This window comes from Archangium sp. Cb G35, from assembly GCF_001896145.1.
GTDB classification, from domain to species: Bacteria; Myxococcota; Myxococcia; order Myxococcales; family Myxococcaceae; genus Archangium; species Archangium violaceum.
The window spans coordinates 624295-635719 of sequence record NZ_MPOI01000003.1 but is presented as its reverse complement, the minus strand read 5'-3'; the positions used below and the strand labels follow the sequence as shown (position 1 = coordinate 635719).

Genomic DNA, 11425 nt, shown 5'->3' with positions numbered 1-11425 from the left:
AGGGCAAACCTTGCTGTGGGCCTGCGAACAGGCGGGCGCCGTGCATCCATCCCGGGTAGGGAAAGGAACGTCATCGAATCGTGGGCAGACAGGGCGCGCCCGGTGTAACACCGGGACGTAACGCCGCCGCCGCCGGGAGACAGCCATGGCTCCGCAACCGCCCCCTCCGCCGCCCGAGTTGCCCCTCCAGAAGCACCTGCGCCGCATGATGGAGGCCCTCGCCGAGGGCCAGAAGCGCCACGCTCAATGGAAGGAGATGTGGGAGCGCCAGCATGCCGAGGAGATGGAGAAGTGGGCGGAGCGGCATGCCGAGGCGATGGAGAAGGGGGCGGAGCGGTGGGCCCAGGGGGTGGAGAAGTGGGCGGAGCGGCATGCCCAGGGCGTGGAGAAGTGGGCCGAGGGGGTGGAGAAGTGGGCCGAGCACATGGGCTCGCTGGGCGGGGAGCACCAGGACAAGAAGGAGCGCCGCAAGTGGGAGCGGCGCATGGCGCGGGAGAAGTGGAAGGAAGAGCAGCGCGCGCTCAAGCGGCAGCGGGAGTTGGAAGAAGCCAACCCGATGATGGGGTGGGTGTTCGCGCTGGCGGCGGTGGTGATGACGGGAATGGCCATCATCAACATCCACACGTTGTGGTGGCTCATCTTCGTGGCGCTGGGCATGGGGGCGGCGTCGGCGGGGATTCTCGGCCGCGTCCATCAGCTCCGGCTCCAGGAGGGACAGAAGCAGGGCCTGGGCGAGGGGCAGGCGGCCCAGGAGGACGCGCGGGAGGAGGCCCCCGAGCGGTCCGGCGAGGCGGCGGCGCCCCGGCAGGCGGAAGATCCGAGGACGGCGCGGGTGGACACGCTGTGCGACAAGCTGCTGGCGGAGCTGCGCGCGGGGCCGGGGGTGCTGCGGGAGGTGGTGCATCAGCCGGAGCAGACGGTGGAGGGGCTGCGCAAGAGCTGCCATGAGCTGGCGCGGCGGGAGCGGGAGCTGCGCGCGTTGAGCCCGCCGGAGGAGGAGCGCCGGTTGGAGGAGGAGCGCGCGAGGCTGGCGGCGCGGGTGGAGTCCGAGCGCGACGAGGTGGTGAAGGAGCGGCTGGAGGGGGCGTTGCGGCTGTTGGACGAGCAGCGCAAGCAGCGGGCGGAGCTGGCGACGGCGGCCTCGCGGCTGGAGGCCGAGCACATGCGCCTGTATTACACGCTGGAGAATCTCTACACGCAGGTGCTGCGGGTGCGCTCGGCGGACGCGGCGGGAGCGGACGTGGCGGGAGCGGGCCTGCGCCGCAGCGTGGAGCAACTGGGCCTGGAGATGGACGCGGTGGCCGAGGCGATGGAAGAGGTCCACCGCGACGCGCCGCCCCGGACGCGGGTGCCGACCCGGTAGCGGGAGTTGGAGGCGGTCGTCTATTACCTCCGGGAGCGGGGGAAGCGGACCGCCCGGGTGAAGAAGGCGGCCCACTCCTGAGGGTGATTCTCCGCGCCCCTCAGGGCAGCAGCGCACGGGCCGGGGTGAAATGCTGCCCCGACGTCCCATCCCCGAGCTGCCCGTAGTAGTTGTCACCCCACCCGCGCACGGTGCCGTCTGTGAGCACCACCAGCGAGTGATGGACGGAGGAGCCAGCGGCCAGGACCTTCACGTTCGTGAGTCCCGGCACCTGCTTGGGCGCGAAGCCAGGGTCGTACGTCCCGTCCTCGTTCTCGCCCCAGGTCCACACGGTGCCATCGCCGCGCAGCGCCAGCGAGGTGTGGTAGCGGGACGAGACGCCCACCACGTCCGTGAGCCCCGGTACCTGCACGGGGGTCTGTGAGATGATCGGTCCGCCGTCGGTCACACCGAGGCGATAGGCGCCCCAGTTCCACACGGTGCCATCCTCGAGCACCGCCACGGAGTGGCTGCCGCCGGCCGAGATGGCCTTCACTCCCGTGAGCCCCATCACCTGGACCGGCACCGGCACGATTTCATTTCGCGTCGTCCCATCCCCGAACTGGCCATGGAAGTTGGAGCCCCAGGCCCACACCGTGCCGTCCTTCTTCAGCGCCAGGAAGTGATAGTCCCCCGCGGCGATGGCCACCACGTCCGTGAGCTCCTGCACCTGGAAGGGCGTGCTGCGGTGGCCCGGTTCCACGTTTCCTCCGTCTCCTGAGTCGAACGTATGCTCCCACTGCCACACCGTGCCGTCCGAATGCAGCGCCACCGATTGGGTGTAGACGGTCGCGATGGCCACGATGCCCGAGAGCCCCGGCACCTGCCGTGGCACCGGGATGCGCGGGGCGATGCCGTGGGAGTTTCCCCAGCCCCACACGGTCCCATCCCCGAGAAGCACCAGGCCGTGGTAGCCGCTGGCCTCGATGGCCACCCCACCCGAGAGCTCCGGCACCTGCACGGGTGAAATAGCGGCCGGGAGCGCCTGTCCCGGGGGACGGATGCCCCTGCCCCAGGTCCACACGCGTCCCTCCGTGTCCAACGCCAGCGAGAAGCCCACCCCGGCCTCGACGGACACCACGCCCGGCAGCTCGGACGCCTGCACCGGCGTGGGCCGCCGCGCCGAGCCCACTCCGAGCCAGCCGCCGTGGTTCGGGCCCCAGCCCCATACGGAGCCGTCCTCGCGCAGCACCAGGCAATGGGTGCCCCCCGCCGCGAGACCGGTCACGCCCGTGAGGCCTGGCACCTGCGCGGGCTCGGCACGGGGGAAGTCCGTCCCATCGCCGAGCTGGCCAAAGGTGTTGTTGCCCCAGCTCCACACCGTGCCGTTGCCGCGCAGCGCCAGGAGGTGGCCCTGGGTGCTGGCGCTCACGTCCACCACGTCCGAGAGGCCCGGCACCTGCCCGGGCGTGGCCCGGGAGTCCGTCGTCCCATCGCCGAGCTCGCCCCGGCGGTTGTCGCCCCAGGTCCACACGGTGCCGTCCTGCTTCACCACCACGGCGCTCTGGAAGCTGAAGTCGAGCGCCACCACGTCCGAGAGGCCCGGCACCTGAGCGGGCGTGGCCCGCGGGTCCGTCACCGTCCCATCGCCGAGCTGGCCAAAGCTGTTGGCACCCAGGGCCCACACGGTGCCGTCGTGGCGCAGCGCCAGGGTGTTCATCAGTCCGGCGGCCACCGCCACCACGCCCGTGAGACCGCGGATCTGGATCGGCTTCAGTGGCTCGGACGGGCTTCCGAGCTGAAAGGAGGAGTTCGACCCCCAGCCCCACACGGTGCCGTCCTGGCGGACCGCCAGCGAGTGATAGCTGCCGGCCGCGATGGCCACCACCCCCGTGAGTCCGGGGACCGGTTGGGGCGTGAGCCGGGCGCTCTTCGTTCCATCTCCGAGCTGGCCGGAGATGTTCGAGCCCCAGGTCCACACGGTGCCGTTCTGGCGCAACGCCAGCGAGTGATAGCCGCCGGCCGCGACAGCCACCACGTTCGTCAACCCAGGCACCTGCACGGGCGCGTGACGCGTGGTCTTCGTCCCGTCCCCCACCTGGCCTTCATTGTTGGCGCCCCAGGCCCACACGGTGCCGTCCGCGCGCACCATCAGGGAGTGGGTGTTGTTCGTGCCGAGCACCCGCCGGGTGACCGTCTTCGGGTGTGGGGGAGGTATTCCCGGGGTGGGCTTTTCCGTGGCGGGCCGCCCCCCACAGCCGGCCATCAACGAGGCACCGAGCAATACCCACAGCCAGGCACTCCAAGCTCCACGTCTCTGCTGCCGCATCATCCCTCCGGGGGCACGCCACCGCGTGCCCCGGCGCCAAAGCAGCGGGCATGCCAGGAGCCGGCGTGCTCCAAGCTCCCGGAATCCGTGAGGCCTCCCGGTTGCCCACCAGGCGGGGTGACGTTTTGCGCGCCCCCAGGTGACAAATTTCGGACGCGGGCCCTACTCGCTGGCCTGGGCCTGCGTGCGCGCGGGCGCCGGGGCCGAGGGGTTCGACAGGCGCACCGTCTTGATGTTGAGGAACTCGAGCAGCCCGTGGCGCGCCAGCTCGCGCCCGTGGCCCGAGGCCTTCACCCCACCGAAGGGCAGGCGGGGATCACTCGCCACCATGCCGTTGACGGCCACCGTGCCGGCCTCCAGCCCGTCGATGAAGAAGCGCTGCTCGGCCTCGTCGCGCGTCCACACGCTGGCGCCCAGCCCGTACGGCGAGTCGTTGGCGATGCGCAGCGCGTCCCGGGCATCCTTCGCGCGGAAGAGCACGGCCACCGGGCCGAACATCTCCTCCGTATAGGCCGGAGAGCCTGGCGGAGGATGGGCCAGCACCGTGGGCGGGTACCAGAAGCCCGGCCCCGAGGGCTTGCTGCCCCCCAGCAGCAGCTTCGCCCCCGCGGCCACGCTGCGCTCCACCTGGTCGTGCAGCCCGTCGCGGATGCTCTGCATGGCGAGCGGCCCCACCTCCGTCTTCGCCTCCAATGGATCTCCCACCACGGCGCGCCGCATCCGCTCGAGGAAGCGGCGCTCGAACTCCTCGTAGATGGGCGCGGTGGCGATGAAGCGCTTGGCGGCGATGCAGGACTGGCCGTTGTTGATGAGGCGGGCCTTCACCGCCGTCTCCACCGCGTTGTCCAGGTCCGCGCCCGGCAGCACCACGAACGGATCGCTCCCCCCCAGCTCCAGCACCACCTTCTTGAGCTGCTGACCCGCGCGCTGACCCACGTCGCGTCCGGCGCCCTCGCTGCCGGTGAGCGTCACCGCGCGGATGCGCGGGTCCTCGATGAGCCGGCGCACCCCCGCCACGTCCACCAGCAGCGTCTGGAACACCCCCTGGGGGAAGCCCGCGCGCACGAAGAGCTCCTCCAGCGCGAGCGCGCACTGGGGCACGTTGTGCGCGTGCTTGAGCAGCCCCACGTTGCCGGCCATGAGCGCGGGGGCGGCGAAGCGCACCACCTGCCAGAAGGGGAAGTTCCACGGCATGATGGCCAGCACCGGCCCGAGCGGCTGGTAGCGCACGAAGCTCGTGTCCGGCGCCGTGTCCACCGGCTCGTCCGCGAGGAATCGCTCGGCGTTCTCCGCGTAGTAGTGGCAGGCCGTGGCGCACTTGCGGGCCTCGGCGCGCGCCGCCTCCAGCGGCTTGCCCATCTCCTGCGTCATCATCCGCCCGTAGGCGTCCGCCTCCGTCTCCAGCAGCTCCGCCGCCCGCTTCATCCACCGGGCCCGCTCGGCCAACGGGGTGTGGCGAAAGGTGTGGAACGTCTCCTCGGCCCGCCGCAGCCGCGTCTCCACCTCCTCCGGAGTGTGGGGGGTGAAGGTGCGCAGTGTCCTACCGGTGGTGGGCTCGATGGTGGCGAAGCTCATGGGGCTCTCCTCATGGGGCTCTTCCCCAAAAGGGCGCGGAGTGTGGGCCCGGCCTCCCGAGGGCGACAAGCCATGTGTGCAGCCCCGCGTTCACACCTGCACGCGGTTTCCGGACGGCGGTGTCAGGGGGCGGGGTCCTCCAGAGAGGACATGGATGTCGTGGATACCTGCTATTGCAGGATTTCTGATTCAATCTTGAAGCACGAGTTTCAAGTTCGACGCGTTATCTCCGTCCCCTTTGAAAATCGGGCTTTCCTTTGTTTGATATAAGCGTCATGTTTCAGCCATGACGGCACGCCTGTGAGGGCGTTCCAGTATTTTCGCGGGCTTGAGGGGTTGGCGCGGTTCCTGCTCTTCATCGCGTGCAAGTGGGACCGGAGGGGTGGCAGCAACGTTGCTTCTCCGGCTTTGTAGAAACTCTTTTTTGAGGAACTCATGCGCTTCAATCTCCGCCACATCGTCCCGGTCGCCCTGCTCTCTCTGGTGGGGTGCGGTGTTGAGACTCCCGTCTCCGAGACGGTGCCCGTAGCGGCCGAGGAGCTGGGGCAGGCGCGCTCCATGCTTCAGCTCTCCTCGGACTGCCCGGGCTGCCTGGCGGGGACGGAGGGCGCCAGCTTCTCGAGCGGCTTCGAGCGCGAGCGGGTGGTGGATGACGTCTACCACTACCGCATCCGCCTGCGCGTGGGCGCGACGGCCAACGACGTCATCACCCTGCACCGCGTGGTGCGCGAGCGGTTCCCGTGGTGGCCGGCGCGCGCCCCCGAGTCCGTCTTCATGGTGCACGGCGACGCCTGGGACTTCCAGGGCGCCTTCATGTCCAGCACGCTGACGGAAGCGGTGGACGACAAGAAGTCCATCGCCGTGTACCTGGCGAAGAAGGACGTGGACGTGTGGGGCATCGACATGCGCTGGACGCATGTGCCCGAGGGGACGACGGACTTCTCCTTCATGAAGGGCTGGAACCTGGGCTCGCACGCCAAGGACGTGGGCACGGGCCTGACGGTGGCGCGGGCGGTGCGCGCGCTGACGGGCAGCGGCGGCGGCAAGATGAACCTGCTGGGCTGGAGCCGCGGGGCCACGGTGGCCTATGCCTACATGAACGCGGAGACGCAGCGTCCGCAGGGCCTGCGCCACGTGAGCGGCTTCATCCCGGTGGACATGGTGCTGAAGTTCGGGCCGGAGGCCGAGGAGCAGCGCCAGTGGGCCTGCGTGCGCGCGGCCGTGGGCGGCATGGTGCTGGGCTCGGGGCGCTACGAGGGCAACCTGTCCGGGCCGGGCGCGGGCGTGGCCATCCAGTTCGTGGGGAAGTCGGCCAAGATTTCTCCTAACGACCCCGCGCAGATTCCGGGCATCGAGCTGCCGCCGATGACCTACCAGCAAGTGGGCATCGTCGTGGGAGCGGCGACCTTCTCGCTCCTCACCAACGAGGCGTACGGCATCCAGCCGTCGGTGCCCTTCTACCACTTCACCGCGGGTGCGTTCGGCGCGGACGGCTTGCCCGTGGGCCTGCAGCACGTGCAGCCCCAGCCGTTCTTCGACTTCCTCAGCACCGCCCACCCCTTCCAGAGCTTCACGGAGATGGTGGAGAGCGATCGGATCATGTGTGGCGACGAGAGCCTGCCGTATGACGACCACCTGGCGCAGGTGAAGGTGCCGGTGCTGTACGTGGGCGCCGCGGGTGGCTTCGGCAGCTACGGCGTGCACAGCACGAAGCTGCTGGGCAGCAAGGACGTGAGCGTCCACCTGGTGCAGAAGCCGGGCATGCCCCGCGTCGCCGATTACGGCCATGCGGACCTGTTCCTGGCCAGCGATGCCGAGACGGCCGTGTGGGAGCCCATCTACAAGTGGATGAAGAAGCACTGAGCGCCGGGGCGTTGCCGTCGCCCCGATGCCGGGCCTCGCGGAGACGCGGGGCCCGTTTTTTTTTGGAGCACCCCGCGCCCCGCTGGGGGGACTCCCCGCCCTTGCCCGGCTCCTTAGATTGTGAGCCCGCGCCCGGGATGAGCCCGGGCCAGAGCGAGGACCCCCGTGGTCGACAACATCTGGACGGAATTCGCCAGGAGCTACGACGCCATCTGCTCCCAGCTCAACTGCTACCGCCGCATGGCCGCGAAGGTCCTCCGCGACACGGAGGGCCGCAAGTACGTCATCGACGCCGGGTGTGGCACGGGGCTGTTGAGCCAGCCGCTCGTCGAGCGGGGCCATACGGTGGTGGGCTTCGACAACAACCCGGCGATGCTCGGGCTGGCGCTGGGCAAGCAGGCCCGGGCGCCCGAGGAGGAGCGCCGGCGCTGGAAGGTGCTGGAAGGGGATGTGCGCACCTTTCCCCGGGGAGTGCCGGGTGAGGCGGACGCCGTGTTGCTCAACAACGTCCTCTTCTACGTGCGCGAGCCGGAGCAGGTGCTGCGCCAGTGCTTCGGGCACCTCAAGCCGGGCGGCGTGCTCATCGCCACCGGTCCCCGGCAGCGGCCGGACCTGCGCAAGGTGATGGTCAACTCCATCGAGGAGTGGAAGGCGGAGGGCCGCTGGGACGCGCCGCTGCAGGCCGCCACCACCTACCACGTCGACGTGACGCGCAGGCTCGTCACCGACCCCAATGAAATGGTCACCTTCTTCGAGCCGGAGGCGCTGGTGGACACGCTGCGGGGCCTGGGCTTCTCCCATGCGCTCGCGGCCGACCGCGACGACTACTACGGCGAGAACTACTACGTCTGCATGGTGCGCTAGCCCACGGAGCCGGGACCGGGAGGGCGGCGCCTCTCCTGGTCTCCACGGCGGGTGGGCCGTGCTTCAGGCCCCCACGGCCCGGCGCGAACACGGGCGCCTGGCCGGAGTGTCAGCTGCTCGAGGCGCCCGGCACGGACTTCCGAGGCACGGGTCCGGGACCGGGCCATCGGAACAAAGTCCTTTCAGGGGTGGGGGAGTCCGCCTGCCGGGCGCGCTCTTCACGAACTTGTCCAACTGTTGGACAAGTCTGGCGAGACCGTGCCCGGAGGGGTCCCTCCTGCTTTCGAGCTGAGGACAGACCCCTGAACGGACTTACTTCGGCTGGCTCAGGCGACCAGCCCCAGCAGGCGCGCGTCGTGGACGATGCGGTTGCCGTCCACCTTCAGGCGGCTGGTGAGGAAGGGGGCGATGTCCTCCGCCTTCTTGTGCAGGCGCGCGTAGTTGTTGTCGTAGATGCGCGTCACGATGAGCTGCGCGGAGGCGATGATGCGCTGCAGGTTGTGCTGCAACTCGTTGCCCTCCATGAGGAGGTGCAGCTCGCAGATGTACTTGCGGTTGTTCTCCAGCAGCGTGAAGAGGCCCTTGCGCTGCTCGCCGTTGGGCACCCGGGCCTTGGACCCGGTGATGACGACGACGGAGAGCTGCTGCCGGTATGCCTCGTAGGCCTCGCGGAAGCGCTTGTCCACGACGAACAGATCCTGCGGGCTGGGCGGCTGCTCCCAGCGGATGAAGAAGACCTTGTTGATGAGGCCCGTCTTGTAGTTCGGAGGAGCGGAGACGGCGGTAGCGAAAGCGGTCATGGGACCATCACTCCCAGGAAGCGGGCCGGGAAGGCCCTCGGAAAGGTATTCCGAGCGCCTGACGTGCCCGGCTCGATCACGACTTGGTGCGGTCAATCTGGTGATCGAGACTCGGAAGCCCAAGTGCGGCCGCGCGCCGTCTGCCGCCGAGCACACGAATCCGGGGGCCACAGTGTCCGGGAGCACACGCATCCGTGGTGTGCTGGAGGGAGGAGGAGTGGCGAAGGCTCCGGGAAGGTAGGAGCGCACCGGGTGTGAGGCCATAGTGAGGCCATGCGACTCACATCGAGGGCGCTGTGGGAGCGCTTTCACGGAAGGTTGGGAACCGACGGCATCGGACTGCTGGCCACGCTGTTGCTGCTGGTGACGGTGGGGTTGGGATTCATCTCGTTGTCGGATGACGTGCGGGAGAAGGAGACGCAGCACTTCGACGAGCGGGTGCTGCTGTCGCTGAGGCGAGCGGACAATCCGGAGGAGCCGAGGGGCCCGCGGTGGCTGGCCGAGGCGGCGCGGGACGTGACGGCGCTGGGCAGCGTGTCGGTGCTGACGTTGGTGGTGTGCGCGGTGAGCGGCTTCCTGGTGCTGGTGCGGCGCTGGAGGACGCTGGCGCTGGTGCTGGGCTCGACGGTGGGCGGGGCGGCGGTGAATGGAATCCTCAAGAGCCACTTCGCCCGGCCGAGGCCCACGGTGGTGCCGCACCTCACGCACGTGCTGACGGAGAGCTTTCCGAGTGGGCACGCGATGCTGTCGGCCATCGTCTACCTGACGCTGGGGGCGCTGCTGGCGCAGTTGGTGGAGCGGCGGTGGCTGCGGGCGTACCTGGTGGGGGTGGCGCTGACGCTCACGCTGCTCATCGGCCTGACGCGGGTGTACCTCGGGGTGCACTACCCGACGGACGTGCTGGGCGGGTGGATGGCGGGGCTGGCGTGGGCACTGCTGACGGCGGTGATGGCCCGAGGGGTCAAGCGGCGCAGCCCGGGGTTGCGCGAGGAGTCCCGGGGCGACACCGCGCCCTCATGAGCTCGAGGGTCAAGACTGTGGCTCGGGGTCCTCGGGCTCTTATTCCAGCCGTGTTCACTCGGACGAAGCGCTCGCGCGCGGCTGCGCCGTTCAGGCGGCACGCGCCACCGCCTCGGCACAGAGCTTCTCGCTCAGCGTCCACAGGTCGGCCGCGAGCTTCGGGTCCAGCGCCTGCCTCTGCGGGGTCGCCGGCCGTCGCTTCGAGACGTACTCCCCCTTGAGCGAGGCCGCCTCCGGCGAGGTGGCGAGCCAGATGAGGGAGTCCGCGCCCTGCTCTGGCGTGCTCGAGAAGGGCTTCGCGAGGGCATACACGACATTCAGCAGGAGCCCCTGATCCGAGCCAAATCCACCAAATTGCGTGCGCACCATACCCGGCTCGAAGCAGTTCGCCGTCGCCGTCGTTCCGGAGAGCCTCCGCTGGAGTTCCTTCGTGAAGAGGATGTTCGCGAGCTTGGAGGTCGCGTAGGCGTTTGGGCCCGAGCCCTCCAGCGAGGCCGGCGTCTTCTCGAGGTCGAGCTTCCCGCGCGCCTGCATGGAGCTTGAAGTCGACACGACGCGCGCGCCCGGGGTCTTCCGGATGAGGTCGAGCAGCGACGTGGTGAGTTGAAAGTACGCGAGGTGGTTCAGGGCGAACGTCAGTTCGAGTCCGTCAGGGCCCTTGACCAGCGCCTTGAAGGTTGCGCCTGCGTTGTTCACGAGCACGTCCAGCCTGTCATGCTTGGTTTTGAATTCCTCTGCGGCGCGCTTGATGTCCGCCATCCGCGACAGATCGCAGATGAGGAGGTCGAGGTTCGGGTTGTCGCTCGCCTGCTTGAGCTCCGCGAGGACCCGTGCGGTCTTCTCCTTGTTGCGGCCAACGATGGTCAGCGTCGCTCCGCGCCTGGCGAACTCGGTCGCGGCGGCCTTGCCGATGCCGTCGGTCGCGCCGGTTACCAGGATCACTTTGCCTACGAGGTCCTCAGTCATGAGTTGCTCCCTTGTGTTGCGGTGAAGAGAAGGGCCTGGATGCCGTCCTACTCCTGGAGCGCTCAAGAAGGACGCTGCCGCCGCTCGAAGGCTCTGGCCAACGCGGCGATGGCGAGCGACGCGACGAGCAGGCCGGCGAGGATGGGCCATGCTCCGGGCTGAATCCTCCCCGACGCATCGAACATCTCAGCGCCGAGGTAGCTCACGAGGAGGAGCGGCGGCACGTAGCCGACGAGCGAGCCCCAGAAGTGGGTCCAGAACCCGACCTTCGAGACGCCGAAGAAGGAGTGGAGCGCTTGCGGCATCCAGAGGATGAGCCGAAGGACGACGACGGTTCGAAAGGCGGTGCGCTCGAGCGACGTGTCGTACTTGCGGAGCCGGGCGGGGATGCGAGCCGAGACCCAGTCCTTCGCGACGAAGCGGGCGAAGGAGAAGCCCACGACGCTCGCGGACATCGTCCCGATCATTGAGAGCGCGAAGGCCGTCTGCCATGGCCAGAGCAGCGGCGCTGCGACGATGAAGATCGTTCCAGGGACACCGAACGGTTGCAGCACCGTGTACGCGAGGGCGAACGCGAGGTAGCCCCACGCTCCCATCTCGATGAGCGTCTTGGCCAGGCTCTTCGGCTCGGCGACGCGCGCGGCCGAAGTGGTAAGCCCCGGCGAG

At 69.2% G+C, this 11425-nt stretch carries 9 protein-coding genes; 4 read left to right on the top strand and 5 right to left on the bottom strand.

Annotated features, from left to right (window positions below):
* The first annotated feature begins 145 nt into the window (after nucleotides 1-145).
* Complete coding sequence (locus BO221_RS12905; RefSeq protein ID WP_233165944.1) at nucleotides 146-1363, top strand: hypothetical protein; 1218 nt, start codon at nucleotides 146-148, stop codon at nucleotides 1361-1363.
* Between the two features lie 100 nt (nucleotides 1364-1463).
* Here the strand turns inward: BO221_RS12905 and BO221_RS12900 are convergent, their stop codons facing one another.
* Nucleotides 1464-3524, bottom strand: a complete 2061-nt coding sequence (locus BO221_RS12900) for an RCC1 repeat-containing protein (RefSeq protein WP_233165942.1) — start codon at nucleotides 3522-3524, stop codon at nucleotides 1464-1466.
* A gap of 309 nt (nucleotides 3525-3833) precedes the next feature.
* Entirely contained in the window at nucleotides 3834-5246 is a 1413-nt protein-coding gene (locus BO221_RS12895; RefSeq protein WP_073560702.1) for an NAD-dependent succinate-semialdehyde dehydrogenase, read from the bottom strand.
* A gap of 435 nt (nucleotides 5247-5681) precedes the next feature.
* Between BO221_RS12895 and BO221_RS12890 the strand changes: the two genes are divergently transcribed.
* Complete coding sequence (locus BO221_RS12890; protein ID WP_073560701.1) at nucleotides 5682-7109, top strand: hypothetical protein; 1428 nt, start codon at nucleotides 5682-5684, stop codon at nucleotides 7107-7109.
* Nucleotides 7110-7274: 165 nt separating this feature from the next.
* On the top strand, nucleotides 7275-7973 hold the full coding sequence (locus tag BO221_RS12885; RefSeq protein ID WP_073560700.1) for a bifunctional 2-polyprenyl-6-hydroxyphenol methylase/3-demethylubiquinol 3-O-methyltransferase UbiG: 699 nt from the start codon (nucleotides 7275-7277) through the stop codon (nucleotides 7971-7973).
* A 326-nt stretch (nucleotides 7974-8299) separates the two neighbouring features.
* Here the strand turns inward: BO221_RS12885 and BO221_RS12880 are convergent, their stop codons facing one another.
* On the bottom strand, nucleotides 8300-8773 hold the full coding sequence (locus BO221_RS12880) for a DofA protein (protein ID WP_073560699.1): 474 nt from the start codon (nucleotides 8771-8773) through the stop codon (nucleotides 8300-8302).
* Between the two features lie 273 nt (nucleotides 8774-9046).
* On the opposite strand from BO221_RS12880, the gene BO221_RS12875 reads away from it, so the two are divergent.
* Entirely contained in the window at nucleotides 9047-9793 is a 747-nt protein-coding gene (locus BO221_RS12875; protein ID WP_073560698.1) for a phosphatase PAP2 family protein, read from the top strand.
* A gap of 90 nt (nucleotides 9794-9883) precedes the next feature.
* Here BO221_RS12875 and BO221_RS12870 read toward each other — a convergent pair whose 3' ends face one another.
* Complete coding sequence (locus BO221_RS12870; RefSeq protein ID WP_073560697.1) at nucleotides 9884-10759, bottom strand: SDR family oxidoreductase; 876 nt, start codon at nucleotides 10757-10759, stop codon at nucleotides 9884-9886.
* Between the two features lie 62 nt (nucleotides 10760-10821).
* Nucleotides 10822-11355: a TVP38/TMEM64 family protein gene (locus BO221_RS12865; RefSeq protein WP_233165940.1), complete on the bottom strand. Its 534-nt coding sequence runs from the start codon at nucleotides 11353-11355 to the stop codon at nucleotides 10822-10824.
* Nucleotides 11356-11425: the final 70 nt, after the last annotated feature.

What these genes read in the sequence shown, in the direction of transcription:
- BO221_RS12870 (WP_073560697.1), bottom strand. Translation starts at nt 10,759, where the DNA reads ATGACTGAGGACCTCGTAGGCAAAGTGATCCTGGTAACCGGCGCGACC.
- BO221_RS12890 (WP_073560701.1), top strand. Translation starts at nt 5,682, where the DNA reads ATGCGCTTCAATCTCCGCCACATCGTCCCGGTCGCCCTGCTCTCTCTG.
- BO221_RS12905 (WP_233165944.1), top strand. Translation starts at nt 146, where the DNA reads ATGGCTCCGCAACCGCCCCCTCCGCCGCCCGAGTTGCCCCTCCAGAAG.
- BO221_RS12880 (WP_073560699.1), bottom strand. Translation starts at nt 8,773, where the DNA reads ATGACCGCTTTCGCTACCGCCGTCTCCGCTCCTCCGAACTACAAGACG.
- BO221_RS12875 (WP_073560698.1), top strand. Translation starts at nt 9,047, where the DNA reads ATGCGACTCACATCGAGGGCGCTGTGGGAGCGCTTTCACGGAAGGTTG.
- BO221_RS12895 (WP_073560702.1), bottom strand. Translation starts at nt 5,246, where the DNA reads ATGAGCTTCGCCACCATCGAGCCCACCACCGGTAGGACACTGCGCACC.
- BO221_RS12865 (WP_233165940.1), bottom strand. Translation starts at nt 11,355, where the DNA reads ATGGGAGCGTGGGGCTACCTCGCGTTCGCCCTCGCGTACACGGTGCTG.